Annotated in this window: 19 protein-coding genes and 2 pseudogenes; 5 read left to right on the plus strand and 16 right to left on the minus strand. The window is 41.9% G+C overall.

The features are described 5' to 3' along the window. Positions 1 to 14: 14 nt before the first annotated feature. The 7 genes and pseudogenes from KNP96_RS12280 to KNP96_RS12310 all read right to left on the minus strand — a co-directional run bounded on the left by KNP96_RS12280 (position 15) and on the right by KNP96_RS12310 (position 6,351). Complete coding sequence (locus tag KNP96_RS12280) at positions 15 to 269, minus strand: hypothetical protein (protein ID WP_214770821.1); 255 nt, start codon at positions 267 to 269, stop codon at positions 15 to 17. A 12-nt stretch (positions 270 to 281) separates the two neighbouring features. Further along, entirely contained in the window at positions 282 to 2,651 is a 2,370-nt protein-coding gene (locus KNP96_RS12285; RefSeq protein ID WP_214770823.1) for a VirD4-like conjugal transfer protein, CD1115 family, read from the minus strand. Between the two features lie 22 nt (positions 2,652 to 2,673). Continuing rightward, positions 2,674 to 3,765 carry a hypothetical protein gene (locus KNP96_RS12290; RefSeq protein ID WP_214770826.1) on the minus strand — a complete coding sequence of 364 codons (1,092 nt, stop codon included), beginning with the start codon at positions 3,763 to 3,765 and terminating at the stop codon, positions 2,674 to 2,676. Between the two features lie 92 nt (positions 3,766 to 3,857). Continuing rightward, the gene (locus KNP96_RS12295) at positions 3,858 to 4,082 is read right to left on the minus strand and encodes a hypothetical protein (RefSeq protein WP_050678812.1); all 225 of its coding nucleotides are present in this window, start codon (positions 4,080 to 4,082) and stop codon (positions 3,858 to 3,860) included. Between the two features lie 14 nt (positions 4,083 to 4,096). Beyond that, on the minus strand, positions 4,097 to 4,285 hold the full coding sequence (locus KNP96_RS12300) for a hypothetical protein (RefSeq protein ID WP_214770828.1): 189 nt from the start codon (positions 4,283 to 4,285) through the stop codon (positions 4,097 to 4,099). A gap of 351 nt (positions 4,286 to 4,636) precedes the next feature. Next, a complete protein-coding gene (locus KNP96_RS12305; RefSeq protein WP_214770831.1) occupies positions 4,637 to 5,125 on the minus strand; it encodes a helix-turn-helix domain-containing protein in 489 nt (162 codons plus the stop codon). Positions 5,126 to 5,412: 287 nt separating this feature from the next. After that, positions 5,413 to 6,351: pseudogene (locus KNP96_RS12310) on the minus strand (IS30 family transposase). A 449-nt stretch (positions 6,352 to 6,800) separates the two neighbouring features. Between KNP96_RS12310 and KNP96_RS12315 the strand changes: the two are divergent. Next, positions 6,801 to 7,205 carry a hypothetical protein gene (locus KNP96_RS12315; RefSeq protein WP_214770834.1) on the plus strand — a complete coding sequence of 135 codons (405 nt, stop codon included), beginning with the start codon at positions 6,801 to 6,803 and terminating at the stop codon, positions 7,203 to 7,205. A gap of 1,037 nt (positions 7,206 to 8,242) precedes the next feature. On the opposite strand, the gene KNP96_RS12320 is transcribed toward KNP96_RS12315, so the two are convergent. Next, positions 8,243 to 8,530, minus strand: coding sequence for a hypothetical protein (locus KNP96_RS12320; RefSeq protein WP_214770837.1), 288 nt, complete (start codon positions 8,528 to 8,530; stop codon positions 8,243 to 8,245). 902 nt (positions 8,531 to 9,432) lie between these two features. On the opposite strand from KNP96_RS12320, the gene KNP96_RS12325 reads away from it, so the two are divergent. The 3 genes from KNP96_RS12325 to KNP96_RS12335 all read left to right on the plus strand — a co-directional run bounded on the left by KNP96_RS12325 (position 9,433) and on the right by KNP96_RS12335 (position 12,964). Continuing rightward, positions 9,433 to 10,452, plus strand: a complete 1,020-nt coding sequence (locus tag KNP96_RS12325; RefSeq protein ID WP_214770840.1) for a tyrosine-type recombinase/integrase — start codon at positions 9,433 to 9,435, stop codon at positions 10,450 to 10,452. A gap of 167 nt (positions 10,453 to 10,619) precedes the next feature. Next, positions 10,620 to 12,089: an ISL3 family transposase gene (locus tag KNP96_RS12330; RefSeq protein WP_251135792.1), complete on the plus strand. Its 1,470-nt coding sequence runs from the start codon at positions 10,620 to 10,622 to the stop codon at positions 12,087 to 12,089. 320 nt (positions 12,090 to 12,409) lie between these two features. Further along, complete coding sequence (locus KNP96_RS12335) at positions 12,410 to 12,964, plus strand: hypothetical protein (protein ID WP_214770844.1); 555 nt, start codon at positions 12,410 to 12,412, stop codon at positions 12,962 to 12,964. Between the two features lie 100 nt (positions 12,965 to 13,064). Here KNP96_RS12335 and KNP96_RS12340 read toward each other — a convergent pair whose 3' ends face one another. From KNP96_RS12340 to KNP96_RS12355, 4 genes and pseudogenes are all read right to left on the minus strand, one after another. After that, positions 13,065 to 13,814, minus strand: coding sequence for an adenylate/guanylate cyclase domain-containing protein (locus KNP96_RS12340; protein WP_251135784.1), 750 nt, complete (start codon positions 13,812 to 13,814; stop codon positions 13,065 to 13,067). Then, positions 13,814 to 14,391: pseudogene (locus tag KNP96_RS12345) on the minus strand (Pycsar system effector family protein). The gene KNP96_RS12340 and the pseudogene KNP96_RS12345 overlap by 1 nt, the downstream one beginning before the upstream one ends. Positions 14,392 to 14,523: 132 nt before the next feature. After that, entirely contained in the window at positions 14,524 to 14,814 is a 291-nt protein-coding gene (locus tag KNP96_RS12350) for a type II toxin-antitoxin system RelE family toxin (RefSeq protein WP_214770846.1), read from the minus strand. A 3-nt stretch (positions 14,815 to 14,817) separates the two neighbouring features. Beyond that, a complete protein-coding gene (locus KNP96_RS12355) occupies positions 14,818 to 15,138 on the minus strand; it encodes a hypothetical protein (protein WP_214770848.1) in 321 nt (106 codons plus the stop codon). Positions 15,139 to 16,197: 1,059 nt separating this feature from the next. Here KNP96_RS12355 and KNP96_RS12360 point away from each other — a divergent pair. Further along, positions 16,198 to 17,064 carry an IS3 family transposase gene (locus KNP96_RS12360; RefSeq protein WP_214770850.1) on the plus strand — a complete coding sequence of 289 codons (867 nt, stop codon included), beginning with the start codon at positions 16,198 to 16,200 and terminating at the stop codon, positions 17,062 to 17,064. Between the two features lie 125 nt (positions 17,065 to 17,189). On the opposite strand, the gene KNP96_RS12365 is transcribed toward KNP96_RS12360, so the two are convergent. The 4 genes from KNP96_RS12365 to KNP96_RS12380 all read right to left on the minus strand — a co-directional run bounded on the left by KNP96_RS12365 (position 17,190) and on the right by KNP96_RS12380 (position 21,745). Further along, positions 17,190 to 17,771: a VanZ family protein gene (locus tag KNP96_RS12365; protein ID WP_214770852.1), complete on the minus strand. Its 582-nt coding sequence runs from the start codon at positions 17,769 to 17,771 to the stop codon at positions 17,190 to 17,192. Positions 17,772 to 17,810: 39 nt separating this feature from the next. Further along, on the minus strand, positions 17,811 to 18,203 hold the full coding sequence (locus tag KNP96_RS12370) for a hypothetical protein (protein WP_214770855.1): 393 nt from the start codon (positions 18,201 to 18,203) through the stop codon (positions 17,811 to 17,813). A gap of 582 nt (positions 18,204 to 18,785) precedes the next feature. Next, complete coding sequence (locus KNP96_RS12375) at positions 18,786 to 21,245, minus strand: heavy metal translocating P-type ATPase (RefSeq protein ID WP_483297869.1); 2,460 nt, start codon at positions 21,243 to 21,245, stop codon at positions 18,786 to 18,788. 164 nt (positions 21,246 to 21,409) lie between these two features. Continuing rightward, the gene (locus tag KNP96_RS12380; protein WP_251135787.1) at positions 21,410 to 21,745 is read right to left on the minus strand and encodes an ArsR/SmtB family transcription factor; all 336 of its coding nucleotides are present in this window, start codon (positions 21,743 to 21,745) and stop codon (positions 21,410 to 21,412) included.

Here is a 21,745-nt window from a genome sequence, read left to right on the forward strand (position 1 = left end):
CTCCACCCCTTTTCCTATGATGACACCTGTTCCGGATCCGTCAGGTCACCATTGCTGACATGGACCCGGAAATCGAATGTGTCTATAAGCGTAACAGTTTTTCGGTCGCCTGAGTCTGGGTCTTCTTCCTCAAATACGATTAAAAAGCCATCTTGGGTTTGGATGTTTAATACTTCACCACGACGGAGGCGCTTCTTGTTCTCCTTGATGATGGTCGCGATGACCCGGAGTTCGCGCTGGACGCGTTCGGTGCGTGTCAGTTCTGTCATATGATGCCCTCCTTAGACGCCATGACGAAGTTTCTCGAGTCGTTTACTGATGATCGTCTTCAAAAAGTGGCGCTGGTTGTCCGTCACAGGAATCGTTTTATCGGTGATTCCTTGCTCGAACGCTGTGATAGGTAGCGTGTCGTATTCTGTTGTCTCGAAGATGGAGCGGAGGATTTTCGGTTGCAGGACCTCACAGACACGCCATTCTGTTGCATCAGATGTCTCCTCCTTCGTCTCAATGTTCTTCGATGCAACTGAGGGACCGATTTGGAACGGGATTCGGAGCGTATTCAGGTCGAGATGGGCATGCGCGCATGGAATCACGAGATCGTTGATGGAACGTTCTGTATTAAAGTCATCCGCTAAGTATTCATAGCGGTATTTCATCGCCGTCCGTCCAGTCAGGAAGAGCGGGTAGGACTGGATCCGTTTCTGTTGTTTATCTTGTCGTTTGATGACACGGATGATCAGCATCTCTCCTTCCTTCAATCCCATCACTTCTGTTGCTGTCAGCAAGCGCCGGCCATCAACGCTTTCCGTCTTCGATTTCGAAAGCGAGAAGGTCTGTCCGGAACGCGACTTCGTGACAATCGTCTGTTCGCCGAGCTTCTTCGAGATCAATTCCGCCGTCGACTCGTCTGCCGTCAACAAGTAGTGCGTATTCCCACAGTTCCCATCGATCGTTTTCCAATCCTCCCCGTAGAGGTTCTCGAGTTGGGCGTAGGACTGGATGACGAGGTTGAAGCGGATATTCCGACCAAGACAGACGGTGATGATGTTCGCCATCCCTTCGATCGCCGGCATGTTCCCGAATTCGTCGAGGAGAAAGATGACCTGGCGTTCACACCGTCCACTCGTCGCTTGTGAGGCGACACGGGCTAGTGAGGTGTAGACTTGTTTGACGTACAGTGAGGCGATGACGTTCAACGTCGGATCATAATCCGGGACGATCAGGAAGACGGCAACCGGACGCGGGTGCTGGCGAATCTCCCGGATGTCGATCGGGGCATCGGTCGTACCGTCGAAGATCCCATTCGTTTTGTCTTTCCAACCTGAGAGCGTTATGGTGTACGTTTGTTTATCGATTTTTACTGTGATGGTAGATCCGACATCGAGTGTTTCTTCGTGATGTAGCACGAAACTCCCGTCGTCATCCGTCGTCAAGGCGAGATGTTTTCCGCTCGGGAAGTGGAATGTCAGCCGCGACAAGGGGAGCGCACGTCCGCGGATCCAACGGTTGAAGCCGATCAGTTTCATGTCGAGCGAGTTTTGTGCCGTCAATCGTGCCGTCGCATCAAGGGTGAAGATCCCAAGCTTGGCATTCGTATTCGCCAGGATACTGGCGCGGGTCTGGCCACCGGAGAAATGAAGCGTCGCATACTGCATACGTGCCGGATGATTCTCTGGAAACGCAGAGAAGAAAGCGTCGAGTGCCGATTGTTCTTGTCCCATGTCATCGGTGACCGTTCGCGAGCCGAGATCAGACAGCATCAAGGCGACGTTATACATCGTAATCTTCGCCGGTTCGTGTTTCGCCTGTTCACAAAGTCCAAGAATTAAAGCGGTACAGAGGTCCGTTGAAGAGTTGCTCCAAAACGGGTCTTTCGTTTTCGGATCATGGTAGAGCATATAGGCGACCGAGCGGGCATACTGTTGGGCGAGGGAGTAGTTCTCGTCCAAATAGGCATCGATTGTCAGTTGCAACAGGTTATAGGACATCGATTGGGACGGGTTCATCAGGTTTAGCACTTCGACTTGATACCCACGCGCCTCGAGCGTTTCTTTGGAGGCGGCGAACAGCTCGCCTTTTGGATCATTGATGATCAGGCTCGCTTGACGTTCGGCACGGCTGTAGAGATCGATTGTCGAGAAGACGAACGTCTCACCTTTCCCGGACCGGGTTGTCCCGATGACGAGGTTGTTGACGGCACTGTCATCGATATACAGGCGATCGCGATAACGACCGACAGGGACGCCACCGGATCCGGTGTACGCCTCTTTGCGGTCTGGCACGTCCCGATACTGCTGTTTCAGCTCTTGGAACGTCGTGAAGCGGGCACTTCCTTTCTGTGCTGCCTTGAGATCACGGAAATTGAGCCAATACTTCAATAAGAGAAACCCTCCCAGTAGGAAGCAGACACCGAACAAAGCGAAAGCGAGGGAGGTCGACCAGGCGAGCGTCGTCCACCAACTCGGATCGTATTGAAGCGGGGAACCGGTCGTCAACTTCCCGTCCTGAAAGAGATTTTGGATTGTCTGCTGTAGGAACTGAAATGCGACATTGAGTACTAAGAACAACACAGCCGGTAAAGCGATCAAAAAGGCAAGACATCGCCAAAGCCAAGCGGAGGTAGCGAGGGAACGCAATGAGAAGTTCATCATTATTTCAGTCACCACACTTTCGTTAAAGAAGAGAAGAGGCTTGTCTTTGCTTCGCTTCGAGCGACTCATTGAGCTTCTCGAGTTCTTTTTTGTCCGTTTTCTCCGATAACTGTCGTTTTTGATCTTCAAGTGTTTGAATCTCTTCATCCAGTTGGACAAGTGTTACCACTTGCTGTTTCAGTTGTTCGTCTTGAACCAGCTTGACGCTTTCTTGTGCCTTCGTCACATCTTTCAACGCGATGTAGGCACGTGTCTTCGCCTCCTTGCGCGCGGTCGTCATCTCGACGTCCGGGATGGAGACCGCACGTTTATAGTCTTTCTCTAGGATGGCGAGATCGAAGGCACCTTCATCCGTCGGATGGACCGCTTGGAAGGCTTGCAATGTCTCTTGACGGTCTGTAGCGAATGGCTTCGACTGCATGATGATCGTCTCGACGTCGATCGGATCGTTCGTCACAGCCACCGCCTGATCGTAGTCTTCTCTTTCGACGTACTGGGTAATCAGGAACTGTTGTTGTTCGTTGCTCCATGACTTTTGTTTTTCCAGACGTTGCATCAGTGGATCGGTCTTGCCATTTAATGCTTCTTCATAAAGCGGTTGCCAATCCCCTGACGATGCGCGGACACTACTTGGTGAGTCAGGCTGTGTCAGTTGAACAATCGATAGCGAACCGAGTAGTAAAAGACTCACACCACTGACGCCATAGACGAGACGACGCTGTCCGCGACGTAAGCGGGAGACGTGTGTCGCATCCGGATGTTGTTGAATCGCTGCAGTCGTCATCGTCTTATAAGATTCCGGTGTCAAACGCTCCAAGTTCTCGAGCAACAGGATCTTCTTCGTCGCATCCTCCTTCCGGATCCGGATGCGTGGAATCCGTTCCTTCAGTTGCAAGTAAAGATTGGGATATGTCGGATCACCGAACTGAAACGATCCTTTATAGACGAGCTGATCGGCATCATCGAAGATCCGGAACTCACTCGCAAACCGTTCGTTTGCTTGTTGCGCTTCTTGATGGACTTGGGTGGATAATAAAAGCGCCTCCTCATACGGGAGACGCTCATAGTTCGGGAAGGCTTCTTTCGGTACGTCGGTGAAGCGGACAAAGAGCATAGATTCTCCTCCTTTGAAGCAAGACATCCTCTATGAAGGCAATAAAAAAGCCATCCAGTTTGGAATGACGGTCTGTTTGATCGCTTGTTAGATTAGAATTTGATATTGTCGTTGACCATCTCAGCCAGCGTGAAGGCACCCATGACGATGATCAGGCCGACGGCACCACCGACGAGCCAACCGACGGCTTTTGATCGTCCACGATCTCCCCCGAAGATGAAGTAGAAGCCACCAACTGCGAAGGCGATGGCTGCGGCGATGACGGCGAGTCCTTGAAAGAACTGCAGCAAACTAAGTCCTGTCTCATTCAAACCCATCTGTTTTCCTCCTCTCAATCCCGTGACGTAGTTACAGGCGATGTGAAATTCAGTTTCGAGTCGAGTGCTTCTAAGATGAGTTCCTGGTTCTCCTGGATGACGAGTTGATGCTGAGCGTCAAGCCACTGCTCATAGTCTTTTCCTTGGATCCGGAGTAACTTTTCCGCAAAGGTCTTGTTCTGCTTCTGTTCACGTGTCGGCATAGTGCACACTCCTTCCTTGAGATCGATGCGCAGCAGCACATCCTTAAGGACAGTCGGAGTCGAGCAAGACGGTGGGTTTCGAGCAGGTTCCCCCACGAACTCTGACATCCGATATCGGACATCTGTCTAGGGTTTTTCGATGACCCTCAACGAATACGTGACCTGTGGGCGAGTTTTAGGCGACTCTCGCCAAACCATTTCTGCGTATATCCCGCTCATCCGGTCACACATGAGGGACACGCCGGTATGTGATTGGAGTGACTGTCCTTAGCGATATGCTGCTACGGTCATCAATTCCTCTTTTTCATTGTTTCGTGTTATTTCATAAGTAGATACGTATTCAAAGATGGTTCACTGATGAACCAGTCTGCGACGTGAGACGTGAATCAACTCATCATTCGGGTGCTTCCGTTTCGCAATGACCTGATTCTCACCGACGACGGTCCGAATCCGGTAATAGATCTGCGAGATTTCTTGTGTCTCCTTGCTCTCTTGTTCGATGGCAATCCGACCATGTAGCTGATAGGTCTTGCCGTCGAACGTGCGCACAGAATCCGCGAGCGGAAGTTCTGCCAAATCGAAGCGTTCTTGCTTCAGGTTCGACCAATTCCGTTTTTTCTCCATCCTTAAGTCGAATTCATCCCAAGGGATAGATCCTAGCGTCTGCTCGCAGGCTGTCGCAAGGATTTGGACGTCTAGGATCGAGGGGAGTGAACGATTCCGCTCATAGGCGCTAATTGCTGCCTGCGAAATCTCTCCATACGTCTTTTCTGCTAATTCTACCTGACTCCAACCATGTTCTAGACGTTCACGTCGTAACCACTCTCCGAATCGGTACATAGTGCATGCTCCTTTCCTTCGAGAACCACCGTATGACAATGTTTTCCTGTTAGTAGTTAGAATATAGCAGATTATTCTGTTAATTCAATCGATATTTTGATGTTTCAAAAATGTTACAACTGTCGAATTATATTGGACTGTTCAATTATGGACATTTATAAGTCTTTCTTAAAAAAATAAATATTAGATTGTCTTTGAAATGTAAAATATTAGTTTTTACTTTTATCGATTTTAATATCGAGTCTTATTATATTTATTCTTACAATTTATTAATGTGTGACGGTTTGTCAAATTAAGCGCAACACTTCTTCGGAAAAGACCTCGTATGCAGTTTTCCAATCCAAACACTTTCTTGGTCGATTGTTGATTCTAAAAAGTGCGTGATCTAATTCTGTCTTGTTGATCATTCCGAAGTTGGTTCCCTTTGGGAAGAACTCACGGAGAAGACCATTGGCATTCTCATTGCTGCCACGTTGCCATAAAGAATAGGGATCCGCGAATTACATTGGGATACCAAGAGAGTCCTGTATCCGTTCGTGACAGCTGAACTCCTTACCGCGATCCGTCGTCATGGTTTGAAACGTTCCCAATGGAAAAGAAGAATAAAGTATTCGGATGGCATGTTCCATCGAGTGAGAAGAACGATCGACCATCGGTAGTACGATATAGAACCGACTTTTACGTTTGATGAATGTCACGACACATGCCTTTGTCTGCCCTCGTCCTGATACGACAGTATCCAACTCCCAGTGCCCGAACGTTTCTCGACCCCGGACGTCCGACGGACGTTTACTGATTGGAAGCCCGATGTTGAAGCGACCTCTTGTCTCACGTGGCTTTTGGCGCTTTCCTTTTTGTCGTAAAACGCCTAAATTGCTCTTGATGAATCCTTTATGTATCCATCGATAGATTGTACTGTACGATGGTCCCTGTTCGTGAAAGAGCCGTCCTGCGATCTGTTCGGGAGACCATGTCTCTCGCAGTTTCGAAAGGATACGTGAGCCAATCGAAGTGCTGAACAGCGTGCGTGCTCCACAATTCTTTTTTTGCATCTCATAACGCCGTCCGGCGTTGATCGCATTGTAGGAAGGATTCCGTTTGAGCTCACGTGAAATCGTGGACGGCTGTCGTCCGAGATGCTGAGCGATCTTTCGCATTGAAAATCCAAGCTCTAGATAAGTTTCTATTTTGACTCTTTCTGATGTGGTGAGATGAACATAGCTCATAACGAATCCTCCGTTGAATTTTGTGTGGTAACTCTATTCTACACGAGGTCGTTATGGTTTTTTTGTGTTTTCGGCTAGGTGTTGCACTTAGTATTACAATTCGTCTTACCAAAATAAAACTAAAAAAATTGATAAAATTTGTTGACTAAAAAAATACAAAGTGTTAATATAATGTTATGATGCTATACTTGCGCAATAAAAAAATTTATGATAAGATCAATATTGTAGTCAACAAGCGATTAATCGCTTGAACGGGAATCCGAATTGACGGATTCCCGTTTTTTGTTTATTCGAAAAGCGAAGGGAGGGTGCACGCTACAGTTCTTAAACTCTAGCGGATCGGCAATTGCCGAGACTATGACAAAGATAAGATGTCTGAATTTTCAATTTAAATTCAGAGTTGTAACAGTAAAATTATTTTTTGGGTGAATATGAGAGGAGATATGCTGATGAAGCGATTTTTGATTGAGCAGTTTGAAAAATGGAAGAATCCAGGTGAGGTGGTACGTTCTTTTTACGATCAGTGGAAGAATCCGAAGAGAGGGTTCAGAAAATGGACGGGTGTAGATTTGAACGTTGAGGAAATGAGTGAAGAGGAGCGCTTAAATATTTTGTATGTGTGGTTTGCTCGAACCACATTTACATACATCGTGATTATGCCGACTGTTGCTTGGTTATTCCCCGAAGATCTGTTATTGGATTATGTCGTGATGAACGGGAGTCTTTGGCAGGCTTACCTCGTCTTGATTATTCGGTTCTTATTGATGACCAGTATTCAGGTTGGGGCATCGCTCTCGCAAGGAGTTGGTCCAGTCATTGTGTTCGTGGTTAAAGAATGGTTTAAAAAGAGGTAACTTAGAAGCGTAATACCAAAACGACGACTTAGGTTCGTCGTTTTTTTGTTTTATCCGCATGTTTGATATGATCAGAAAAAAATAGAGGTGAAGAATGTTCAAGTTTAATAATTGATAAGGATGGTATCAATAGGGTTAAATCAGATATCCCTTTACCTTGAACTTACCCTCAATACGGAGTAGTAGCTCAGCATTTCGTTAGCAAACACTCGAAATGCAAAATCATTGTGGAGTCTAAATTTTATTCAGAAGAACACAAGAAAATGTAAGGAAATAAGCGTACCTATATCTCAAAAGGGTAAAAATCTACACGCGTTGGAACTCAAGAAAAAGGGGACGAATTCTTTATTCGTTTACCTTTAATTTACCGCATGTTTGCGCACTAATTTGTCCTGGAACGAAAAAATGATAAATGAATAGGAAAGGGTCACTCTTAACCCTCGCTTGAGAGTCCATGTGACCTATACGGCGGATGTATTGAAACACATGAACAATCATGCAGAAGCTCAGCGCGTCAAATCATTCGAAATCAGTTGTAATGACGACGTCCGAATAGCCGCGAGGATGAGGAAACATAATCTAGACTTCACTTTTTGTCATGTAACTTTAACATCCAAACGATATTTGATCGACCGCTATTCGCATCATCAATCGAGGAATCAACTGAGGAAGAGATGACAGATCGAGGCAACATAATACATCTATAGAATGGTACACCCTTTAACATTAGAGGTGTTTTTACATGGGCGAATGCGTATGTTTCAAGCGAAATAAAGTGAACATTAGTCAAGGATAATCTGAGTGGTAAGTTAACGATGTAAGAGATCATGGAGAAGTACGAAATCAAAAATGAGCCCCAATTTAAACATGGGTAAGATAGTATCGCTCTACCTAACATTTTCAATTTAATCAACCGAATAGGAAACATTACACCTATGAATACAAGAAAAACAGGCTACCTAACACCGATAAAAAATGTGTTTTGGCAACCTCATTAAGGTGTTATATATGTACTTCATATCTCTAATAGCGACGCTTCATCTTATTGGAAGCCACTCATGTAGTTTGGCCATGTTCTCATATTCAGTTAATTTTACTTTATCTTCAGTATTCAAAGTAACGGGGGACAAATTTACGTAACAGACATTTTTTTGATAATTGATCACAACTGATTGGACTTCTTGATCATCACCTGCTTTCCATATAGAGTCCTCAATAAAGTCACCTTTATGTGGAATAGTATTAGACTCAAAGAATTTCGTAAGTACTGTCGACCCCTTGTTAAAGGTTTTTAAATGGACTGTTTGATATAAAACGATCTTCATTTTTCATCACCTCCTAATCAATACATATCTTCTATGTTCGTAACTATAACCCCTTCTTAAGTTTAACTAAATCCTGAATACTCCGTTAGCGGAGATGTCTTTCTGTTAATTTTATGTATCATCGTTCTTTTATAAGCCCCTCTAGATCAAGTAGTGAATACGAAACACTTCAAAAATAGAGACTATCCGAACCGATTCAATAGAATAGACTATAAATGTTCTCACCTGAAAACGAGGAACGATTTGTCCAAGAGAAGGCTAAATAAATTTCTCTATCCAGAAGATGAGATGTATAACCCTTTTAAAGCAGTGTATTTGAAGCTAGTAAGATGATGAACCCGTATCAGTCACTTCGGCAAGCGTTACACGATACCAGTACGTTTTTTTTCGAGTCTCCCCTCTTCACTCATCGTTATCTTGAATAACAGGTGTGATCTGAACAATTGGGCACATGCTATGAGTCTTCTCTGTACATCATATGATTCGTTTACTCGTTGATTGCGATTTTGTCTACTACGTAATAGAAAATTATTACATCTCACTAAAATAAGTATGCTCATATTTATGAGATAACCTACATTTGATAGCCTATTTAGGAAAGTAGACAAGATCGCATTCGTATTCCACCTCACCGTTATTCCTGCAACAATTGAGTTATGTTAATTAAAAATTCGTTTTTAATTTACTTGTGATAATTATGTATTATCACAAGTAGTTGTTTGTTACACTAAATAAAGAGATATTATGTAATACAATAATAAATTAATTAATTTCATTATATATACATACATAAATCAACCACAATGTAATGTATTACATAAATAATCCTTTATTTGATCATTAAACAGAAAAATAAGTTGTCAAAAGAGGAAGCGTTGAGCAGATAGAGGGGAGGATGGATTATGAACGAGGAAGCAATGAACGAAGTCGTGATCAAAGAAGAAGCAGCGCTGGCATTTGCTGATAGCCGGGAGAAGTTACTGGCCGTGCTCGAGGATGATCACTTGAATATGGAGGCACTCAGCGATCTGGAGATTTTTGAGTTATTTTGGGCAACGGAATTATTTCCGATATATAGCCAAAAAAGCCCGCATACGAAGCGGGCCTACAAACAAGATCTCGATTATATTCTTCGGTTCTTTGTGACGAAGACGCAGGGCGTCAAGCAGCTGACGATCCTCAACTTGCATGAGTACTTAAAAGACGTCCATGATCAGTATGCGCCACGGACCGTTAAGCGGCGCAATGCTATGCTGCGGCGCTTTCTACGCTTCTTGCACGTCAATGACTATCACGTGCGCGACCTGTCACTGCAGGTGAAGGATCAGATGAAGCCGGAGCCGCTCCGCCGCGAGATCGATTTCGACGAGATGGAAGCGATCGCACTCGCCTTCCGTCACACGGTGAAACAGAAAAAGAATCGTGAGCTGTTGCAGTTGCGGAACGAGACGATCGGGTATCTGTTATTAACTACAGGGATGCGCGCTTCTGAATTACTATCACTTCAGTTCAGTCATGTTCATGAAACATCTTCTATGAGTTATATCGAATTTAAAGGAAAGCGTGAAAAATGGCGACGTATCCCGCTATCTCCAAAATCAATCCATCTTATCAACCGTCTGAAAACATTAATGCACATTGAAGGAGTGATAAACCTTCATATTTGTTTCAATGTACGAGATGAGAATACTCCTATTTCGTATGAAGCATTGAGACTAATCACTCAAGCAGCTTCTGCCCACTTAACGTCACAAACCAATTCGCCTCATTGGTTCCGACGCTCTTTCATCACAAAGCTGTTAGCGAATGGCATTCCTTTATATGAAGTCATGAACCTTTCTGGTCACGAGTCCATTACGACTACTAATACGTATCTCCAACAATTAAAAAAAGCTAATTTAAATGTGCTACCATATGATTAATGTATTTTGCAATAGGTTTGTGGTTCTTACGCAATGTTAGTGAGGTAATGTTTTCAATACTATGGGAATAGAGTTAAAAAGGACTGATTCCTATGTACGAGATCGAAGAACTAGATCCGCGTATTCGCATAATGACGATGGAGAAGAATGATCACGAGACACACCTTATGGCGCATCTTGTTTCATCCACTAGCCACTGTCCGGACTGCGGTGCACGTTGTGACAGAAGGCATGGTTTCACTTGGAGAAGGACTGGTGACCTGTTCAGAATACAGCATTGTATCCGACTCACACTCCGAGTTCCGAAATGGTTTTGCGATAACCCGAATTGTGAACGCATCATTTTTACTGAACGCCTCGCGTGGGCGGTACCCTATTCTAGACGGACCAATCGGACCGATCATGTATTGACGACGTTGATGCTTGCCATGAATGCTAAGGAAGCGGCACGTGTTTGCCCGACGATTGGTATACGGATTAGTCACGATACACTTCTCAAGATTTTGAGACGCGTCCCTGTTCCTGCTGAACAGCCAGATATCATCGGGATTGACGACTTCGCCTTCAAAAAAGGACGTCGTTATGGGACAATCATCTGCAATGCACAGACCCATCGTCCAATCGAATTATTCCGTTCACGGAATCCAGACGAGCTGATCGCATGGATGAATCGACTAATCGAAAAGCCTGTTCGAGCTTCTTCAGACAGATTCCCAAGATACCAGGAAACACTTCAGAAAAAAGGCGTCATAGTAGTGAGTGATCGTTTCCACCTGATTCACAATCTGTGGGAATTGCTCGTTACCGTTTGTAGACGTGTGCTACCTGGTCGCCTACCTATCCCTAAGAAACAGTCTGTGGTAGAGGAACTTCCTTCCTCTACCACAGACTTCTTGCCCATCGATTCTAATCGTCAAATACTTGTCTCTTCTGTTCAAGCCATGTATCGAAAGGGCATGTCCCTGAATGCAATCGCTCGTTCTCTTCACCTGAATTGGCGAACTGTCAAGAAGTATAGTGAGCTTGATTATTACCCCTCGTCACTACAACGGAAACGTTCCCACTCAATTGATCGCTATATGGATCATTTAAGAGAGTACGTCATGAACCATTTGACATTGAAGGAAATCGAACGGCTGCTCAGAGGTCTAGGGTATAAGGGATCTTACGGGGCTATCCGTTATCGGGCTCGAGATATTCGTAGGGGGCTGCTTCTAGAAAATCCGCTCTTTCTATCGCGTAAAGATGCTTGTCGACTACTCTGGAAATGGCCGAAAAAGAATGAGAAAGACATCGCAGATGTTTCAGATTTGTTATGCGAATATCCGGATCTTTCAATCCCATTCTGCTTCATCCAAGGATTCCGAGAAGCAATACGTGTGCGAGATAGTGATGAACTGCTTCGTTTGATTATGAATCCGAAAGTCACGGCACATCCGAGACTCGCTCGTTTTGTGCGTCGCCTCAAAAAAGACCTTTCGGTCATTTTGGCAGCCTGTCAGTACGAAGAAAATAATGGCTACGTGGAGGGCAATGTCAATCGATTGAAAATGATCAAACGTCTCATGTATGGGCCTGCTAACTTCGATCTACTCCGTATTCGAGTGCTCTGTCGCAATTCAGATCCGAAGTATTAATATTGTAAGAAAATGATAGTATTTAGTTGGGAATATACTCGTAAACATTCACTAACATTGCGTAAGAACCACTCCTATTCTGCATTACACAGATTAAGCGACTTTTTATATAAAACGTCAAATCTCATTAATAAATAGATATTGATTAATATACGAGAGAATATAACATTTTTTTTGATCATTCTACTAAGTTTACCGGCATATCGGATTTTTATATTAAACGACCGTTTTATATAATCATTTTTAATTTTCGAATTTATAGAAACTTAGTCCTTTGAACTTCGTAAATTAGTTTATAAAATTTGAAAGGAATAACTTTTATGAAATCATCGGCAATAATTGCATTAATTATTTCATTACCAGCAGTAATCATTTCTGGAATATCTCTTTTATCAAAAACCAATTTTGAAAGTATTTTTTTAACTCATGATCAGCTATTAAAGAAACGTTACTTAAGTATGGGAGAAGCAGCTTTTTATATAGCATATCTGGCAACTATTATTTATATACTATGGATGATATTTGTAACTAAATTAAATTATGAATCCATAGATAAGACGAATACTATTGTCATAGCCTTGATTCTCTTTTTTACTTTTTGGGTTCTTTTAATATTGTATAGCAAATTATTAACTAATCTTTTAGTTAATAATAAAACTATGTATAAAGTATCTATAGAAGGTCTAGGAGACGTATATATCCTCAAGATGTTAAATCATGAAACATGTATTTGTTCTAAGGACGCTCATGCTAATCTAGATGATCTGAATCATCAAATACACCTAGTAAGAATCGAAGATTTAATTAAATTACCTATCACAAAAGAAGTAGTTACACTTCCATCACAAAGCTTCTATCAGAAATTATTCAATTGACCTATAACGCCAACAACTTTCATACGAGTATTCTGTTTGAGAATGTTTGGCTTATAAAAAAGGGGAGAAACGTTCTTTAAGCGTTTTCTCCCCTTTTCCGTTATTCTTTCATTCCGCCGACAATCCAATCATTAAAATCAGTAATTATACGGTTAGCATGATAATATGTACCATGATTTGAATCGAATTCCTCAGTCCAGTTTTTTTCTTCATTATTCCCCTTTGCTTTTACATAATTAAAATGAAAAATTGAAGATAAGACAATTGGATTGACACTATTTTTGTTACCAAGATCTGCGAGTTTTGAGGCGATTGATACGGATTCACCAATCCAAACTAAGTTATTGATCCCAGAACTTTTTCTACCTGCTTTAACAGTTAGAGTACGACCTATATTTAAACCAATTCCCGCTTTAATTGTCGGGAGTTGTCTATCAGTTAGCAATTTGTTCAACATCTTAAGGTATGTGTTGATGTATAAAGCCCTTTTAGTTATATCGATTGTATCTTTTTGAAAAGGCGTTGAGTAAATTGCATATACACAATCACCCCTGATCCCGATTTCCTTTAAATCTTCTTGATCAGTGTCCTTTTTTAAGATTTCAATTATTTCGGAAGTGAATCCTCTAATCACTTTAGAAATTTCTACATCATCATGCTCAGTAAATAGAGTTGTAGAGTCTCTTAAATCTACGAAAATAGCTGATGCCCAGGCTTTGTATCCATTTGTATAGGTGAAATCTTCGTTTCTTGGAAATCTCTTCACTTCTTTTATTTCACCTGTATTATCTAGTATGTCTTCGACTTCTTTTTTTCTATTTTTATAATCATAGTCTGTAAATTCCAACATCATATTCCCCCTAGTTTCAATACTATTATTCCAATTACATAGAGTATTAATATTCCTGCAATCCCAATGAAGGTGTGACTTATTCCCTTTTTATAAAATTTGTACTTAGAAGAACATATTTTCGCATTTATGTAAATTTGAGATAATAGGTCCTCAACTTCTTCTTCCTCAGTTTCTTCAAGCATTTTTTCTTAAATTCAAAATACTTTTTATCGTCTACTGATGACTCAAAATAATATAACGAATCCTCTCGAGTTCCTTCTTTAAACAGAAGTAAATCATTTTTCATCATTGGTATTAGAACTCTTATTAAATAATAAGCGCCGTATGTAAATCTTCCCCAGCAATATAAAAAAGCAGCTAAGTATATAAAATTACTAAAGTTCATATTTTGTAGAGTTTTAGAAAGAATCTGATTTAATATAGATATCGAATGTTCTGCAGTGAATATGCTTAGAAATACGCCAGCACCCGCAATGACGATTGATGCCTTTGTGTCACAACTTTTAATCCAATCTAAGTGCCTATCTAAACGTTGTGTTAAATCTTCTTTTTTTAATTTCTTTAAATCTTCCAAGTGATTTCCCCCATTTGTTGATCATTTTTCAAATTTTCTATGTGGCTTAGGCCAAAGCATTCTTTTACACAGTCAAAAAGGATCAGCATATTGATACTTTAAAAGTAACTACATGTGATCCTCTTCAAAAACTTAATCCAAACGCTTTTCAGCAATTTTATAAATTTCATCTTTATCTCTTTTACCGATAGCAACAATCTGAATGATTTGGAGTTTACCTTCTACTTCTCTAAAGACAACACGTAAACCCATCTTCCTGTTTTTCAACTTATTACAATGAGACAGGTTTCCATTAAGTGGCTGTCCTGCCTCCATTCCTTTGGAAATGATTCGTTCTAGTGCCTTATCCACGAATATCTTTTGGCTACCATCGAGATCATCGTAGTCTCCCTTTGAATACTGCGTCCACTCAAGCTGATACAATCATCATTCCCACCCATCCATTTCATCAATAGTCGATGGGTGATTGACTCGTGCTCCACGAACTTCTGAATCAGAATATGTGCGGACATTTTTATTGGATAGTCGCATCTCAACTGTCAAATCATCTAATCGGCTGTACAATTCTTCAATTTCTTTATTTAGTGACTCGTATTGCTGCTGGGTAAGCATGACACCAGCAACTTTTTCACGGTTAAAGACATAGACACCAGCTGCTTCACGATCAGCTCTTTGGAATGCTTCCATAGGCGACCGTTTGACATCAGAAATTGAAGTGGTTGGAATATCGAGTGTTCTCATCCCCATAATCATACCCTCCTTTTTATTCACTTCATTATACACCCTTTAAAAAACTTTTAAAAGACTTTTAAAGGTTTTTTAGAAGTGCATCCAGACAATTCTACAGTTCTGTAGATGCGAAAATGTACAGAAATACAAATTTGTAGTCCTTCTAAAAAATATGTATGGGGACAGAAGCCCCCTGTTTTTAATGAATGAGGTTTAAAGCGTAGTAGACTGCACCTAAGAAATGATGAAGGAATGCTATCAGTGCCACTAACCCAGTGAGTAGAAAAGAGAATATCTTCATCATTCGCTTAAAGAAATTTGATTTCTTCATAAGGTAATCACTCTCCTTTCAGTAGTTTTGCTATATCCTACTAAAGGCAAATGGAGAATAATCGGACTAGAACGCTTTAATCTATTCTAAAGATTGTTTACGTATAGAACGAAAGGCAAAGTTTAATATTAAATCATCAGTACCCTATCGTTCATAAAATCTAGAAAACATAATCTACTTTCAATCCGATGCCTAAATTAAGTATTTAGCACTTCTTATCCTTAAAAAAAGCAGCAGAATTATCCGCTGCGACCATTTAAGATACGTTTCTGTCTATGCTATTGTCGTCGTTGGACAATAAATAAACACCTAGTCAAGACTAGTGACGCTCTGTAAAGTCCTGCTGATTTATTAATCTCTTGAGAAGTGTTGTCTTATTTGAATCGCCACAGAAATCCACCATTTTAAAATATAGGCAAACAGAAGTATACAGAACCAGGCCCATACTTTAAGTGACATCAAACCATCAAAAAAATACTCAAATTCTGTAACCATGTCTAGATAAAAAGAATTCCAAAGAAATACTAAAAACAGTGTAGGAGTTATGAACAATCGGTCCCCCCATAAGATCAAGCATTTCCATGTAAAGACCACGATAGTCAATCTTCTTGTCGTGACGGTCGTGAACACGTTTTAGAAGAAGGTAGTCCGCATAGTCGCGTTCTTCCCGAAGGGAGTCACTGTCCGTACGCGCAAGCCATGCGTAATAACCACTGCGACTCACCTCAGCGAGCGTGCAGAGATCTGTGACGAACCGGATCAAGGCACAAGTAATCGATGAATTGCGATCAATCTATCCCGTTCCGGGACTCCTCTGCGTGCTCGGTATGGCACGGAGCGTTTATTACTATTGGCGGACGCGCCTGACGGGCGAAGACAAGTATGCGGAAGTGAAGGTAGCCATCCATACCCTCTTTCACGAACACGAGGGACGATGTGGCTATCGTCGCATCCACGCACTTCTCGAACGCCAGGGCTTCCGGCACGATCCGAAGACCGTGCGCCGTCTTATGAACGAGCTTGGTCTCAAATGTCTCGTCCGCATGAAGCGATACCGCTCCTATAAAGGACGGGTCGGAGAGGTCGCACCGAATCTTCTCCAACGTGACTTCAAGGCAACCGGTTTGAACCAGAAATGGGTGACTCACGTCACTGAATTTCACCTGTTCGGGGAGAAGCTCTACCTTTCTCCGATGATGGACTTGGGAAACCGTGAGATTATCGCCTATACCATATCGGACCGCCCTACATATCGATTCGTTGGCGAAATGTTAGATCAGGCAATCGGGAAGCTTGACGGAGAGGCACGTCCAATCCTTCATTCCGATCAAGGGTGGCATTATCAATACAGAGCGTTCACTGGTACGCTCCACGACCATGGCATCACGCAAAGCATGTCCCGTAAGGGCAACTGTCTCGACAACGCAACCATTGAAAGCTTCTTCGCTGTGCTCAAGTCAGAGCTCCTGTATCTCAAGGAGTTCGATGACATGGACCACTTCAAATGTGAGCTCGAGCATTATATCGAGTACTATAATCATCGTCGTATCAAGAGACGACTAAAAAACCTGAGCCCGGTGGAATACCGGACTCAGGTCCTCGAGGTCGCCTGACAAATTATTTATTGTCTAACTTTTTTGGTTCAGTTCAAGCTGGGTGTTTATGCCCGGCTTTTGTAGGGAGTGTTTATAAAAAAATATTTCATTGATATTTATAGCTTCCAAAACTGATTTTTTTCTTATGCTTTTATAGTAACTTTTTTATTTTCTAACAAATCAGCTTTTCTTAAAAATTTACTTAATATTATAAACATTAACACACCAACTGCAGTACCTAAAGTATTTAAAATTAGATCATCTACATCGAAACTACGATAATTATAACCAATATAAAGCCCTCCAAGTAGTTGGAGCGTTTCAATTGTTAAACTTACCATAAAACCTATAAAAACAATGCTTATTTTTTTTATTCTCACAAAAAATATTGGTAATATAAACCCTAATGGTAGAAACAATAAAATATTTTGGACTAAATGAGTTAAAGCCTCACGATTAATAGGTGTAGAAAAGGATTCTACAAAGGCTTTAAAAGGTGTGAAATTGTTAACTTCTCCATAATTCTCCTCTATCACATCATTAATTAATTCCTGTTGATATGGAAACGGAAACAATGTAAGAGAAATAAGCGATGCAATATAAACCGAAAAAACTATACCATAGAAAAAATAAAGCTTACTAATTTTATCTTTTTTTAATTTAATGCTAAAAAAGACTGCTCCAATAATTATAATCAGTATGCTAGGAAACAAAAAAGTCACCATACTTAACTACGTTCCTTCCTATTTCAAAAACTTAATTATTTAGTAACTTAGAGAACCTGTTCCAACAATAGTTTTACCATTTTGAGTTTTCCATATTTCATAACCATATGTATGACCTGTAGTCACATTAGAATTAGAAGAAGTATACGGAGAACCTTCAGATGACTTGTAAAATGTCATTTTTCCTTTGTACGTTACATTACCAAATCCTCTTTCGTAAATTTTAATAGCAAAATTATCATCGCCACCCCAGCTACTCATCGAAACTTTGGCAGTGACGGTGCCTTTAGTGGATTTAAAACTTCCGATAGATAATTGATGTGCCATTTTAAAGGAAAAAGCGTAACTAGCAGCACTTGCAATAACAGGTAACATCATTGTAGTTGTCATTACAAGAAGTCCTGCAGTTTGTTTTATCGTTTTTCTTTTCATTTTTTTTACCGCCCTCAATTTTTTATTAATATGCGCATATCAGATTGTAAATATAACAAATAAATCCTAAATAATAAACATTTATTTTCTTTTTTTTATTTAAAAATGTAATTTTAGTCCTTTCACACTATAAAAATTGTAAATTTTCATAGTGATGGACGAATTGTGATATTAACTGCACTCCCTAGGAGAAAACAAAAAATAACGACCGTTTTATATAACACTTTTTAAAATTCAATAGAATACAACTTAAATATTCACTCGATATACTATTTTATATATCGAAAATAAAATCCGTATTAAAAATACATATCATGAATACATAGTAATAATAATAATTTTTGTGTTTTTACATCGTATCCATAAAATCATTAATAAAGTTAATCATCTGCAGTGGATTTACATTCTATGTGAGATGTGAATCTAAAAAAAACACTAATACAGTATATCGATATCCTTAAACACAAAAGACCCCGAATGGGGTCTTTTATCAAGTGTCCACCATTCAAGGTTCAATTCAGTAATTTAGAGATTCGGGTGCTCCATATTTTTTCTTTTTCAGAATGGCGGGTTACCTGACCATCAAAGTGTTCGCTTTTTTAATAATCGAAGGGCATTCAATGTCACGAGTACCGCTGCCCCTGTATCGCTAAGGACAGCCATCCACAACGTCAGCCATCCAGGGAAGACGAGCATCAATGCGATCAGTTTAATGAGAATCGAAAAAATAACGTTCTGTTTGATGATGGTCAACGTGGCTTTACTTAGGTCCAACGTATAGGGTAACTTGTTTAGGTTGTCTGCCATCAACACGATATCCGCTGTTTCAAGTGCCGTATCCGTCCCGGCTCCTCCCATCGCAATGCTGACGTCCGCTGTGACGAAAGCAGGTGCATCATTGATACCGTCACCGACTATTGCCGTTTGAAACGATTGTCTTCTCATGTCTTCGACGATACGGACCTTTTCTTGAGGCAAAAGGTTAGCATGCACTTCATCCAAACTCAGTTTTTTTCCAATACGTGCTGCTGCACCTGCATTATCACCAGTCAACATGACTAATTTTTTAATTTTGATTTTTTCCTTCAACTTGCGTATAGCGTCGACGCTCTCGTCGCGTACTTCGTCTGAAAGTATAAAAAGTCCAAGTAGATCGGCGTCACTTCCAAGAAGAACGACGGTCTGCCCTTGCTTTTCAGCATGTTCAATAGTTGAATCAAGCATTCCCAGCGCATAACCCATTTCACGAAACCATTTCACGCCTCCAATATGATACAGGATGTGTTCAAATTCACCCGACACACCGTTCCCGACACGATTTATGACAGTGTTCGATTCAAGTGGATATACGCCTTCTTGGACCGTATGTTCTGCGATTGCTTTTGCCAAGGGATGACTGGAATGCCGTTCGAGTGAGTGCGCGATGCGTAAAGTATGTTCACGATCGTCTGATAGCAACATGAACTGCTGAACAATGGGTGTACCTTTTGTTAGTGTTCCTGTTTTGTCGAAGGCGATGGCGTCTATCTTTCCTGCCTTCTCTAAAAAGACACCGCCTTTGATCAATACACCATTTCGTGCAGCATTCCCGATTGCCGTCACGATTGCGACCGGTGTCGAGATGACGAGTGCACATGGACAGGCGATGACAATCAGTTCCAAGCCCTTATAGAACCACTCCCCCCAACTACCGAGTTGAAGTAATGGTGGGACGATCATGAGTAACAATGCGCCTAAGAAGACGAATGGTGTATAGACTTTTGCGAAACGGTCGATGAAGGCTTCGCTTGGTGCTTTATTATCCTGTGCTTCTTCCACCAATTCGATGATGTGAGCAAGCGTCGTCTCCTGATATGTTTTTTCGACGATCATGTCGAACGAACGATCCATGTTTAGCGTCCCGGCGAACACTTGATCCCCTTCACTTTTGTCGACCGGAATCGATTCTCCAGTAATCGGCGCTTGATTGATCGTCGTCGTCCCTTTCAAAATCATTCCGTCCAACGCGACCTGATCACCTGGTCGAATCCGAATCTTCTCTCCGATTCGTACCGCTTCTACTGATTTCCGTATAACGCCCTCTTCTGTCAGCACGAATGCTTCCTTCGGAGAAAGTTCGATGAGTTTCTGAATCGAATGACGCGTCCGGGCAAGTGAATGATTTTGGAGTAGGTTCCCGATGGCAAAGAGGAAGACGACAGTCGCCCCTTCCAGCCATTCACCAATGAGTGCTGCACCGATAGCCGCCACACTCATCAATACGTTCATGTCGAGCGATCGGGCGCGAACCGCATAAAATGCGCTCCGGAAAGCTTTCCATCCACTTAGGATCAACGCGATTCCGAACAGCGCGTTCGGGAGATAAAGAACCTCTACTGTTTGGAGGAATAACCCTAATCCAATCAGGATACCGGATAAGATCAATGGTATCCCCTCGAATGAACGTGTTGAAGATTCGGAAGACTCTTCTCCCTTGACGTGTCCATCAAAGCCAATCTTATTTAACTCATTTTTTACCTGGTGCGGATCAAGATGATGTTCAATCTCCATTTCTCCACGAGCAAAAGATACCGTGACAGTCTGCACATCATCTATTTTTTGGAAATGCTGCTCAATCGTTTTAGCACAACTACTACAATCCATCCCCGAAACCGCATACGTCTGAATATGTTTTTCCTCTTTATTTGGAACAATAAGTTGAAATCCTAACTTCTTCACTTCGTTTTGAAGCCGACGATCATCCAGTTCTGATTCGCTCTCGATTTTCAAACGGGCCGCACCGTAGTTGACGGACACTTTCTGGTACTCCGCTATCGTCACTAATCCCTTCTCAAGAGTCACTGCACAGGATGGGCAATCCATCCCTTCTATTCGGTAGGTATGAGTTGTATGATCAGGCTGAATCACATCCGAAGAAGCATTACCCGAAGAACAACAGGTATCTGTTTCTGAATTTTTTGCCTCTGTCTTTGATATCGTGCTACAGCAAGTATCCTCTTCCTTAGGAAGGGAAGATTCGGTTTGTATGCTCGTACCGGCTATCTCGGATGTCGATTTCGAACAGCAACTCGATTGTATATCCTTTGTTTGGAGTCGATCGTCCTCATTCGAGGCACAGCACGTTGTTGTGATGGATGTAGAAACATCCTTTGGTTCACTTGCTTCGTTTTCCTTTGTAGAGCTGTTGTTACAACAGGAACTGGCCATCATTCCGCCTCCTCGATGTGATGTTCACAACAAGCCGATTCCTGTCCGATTTCGAGCGTCAGTGTCCCGAATAGTCGTAACAGTTCCCTGACTGTCTCGTTGCGTAGGGAGTAATAGCCATACTTTCCTTGCGTCCGTTTTTGAATCAATCCGCATCCTTTTAGACAGGCCAGATGCTGTGAAACGTTGGACTGATTCCCTTGGACCGCCTCGACGATTTCTGTCACGGTCTTTTCACCATCATAGATACACTCTAGGATTTGAAGTCGTGTTTTATTAGAAAAACCATGAACGACCCTCACCTTTAAGTCCAATGGTTCCAGTAATTGTTCCAA

This window comes from Exiguobacterium sp. s133, assembly GCF_018618595.1.
Taxonomy (GTDB): Bacteria; Bacillota; Bacilli; order Exiguobacteriales; family Exiguobacteriaceae; genus Exiguobacterium_A; species Exiguobacterium_A oxidotolerans.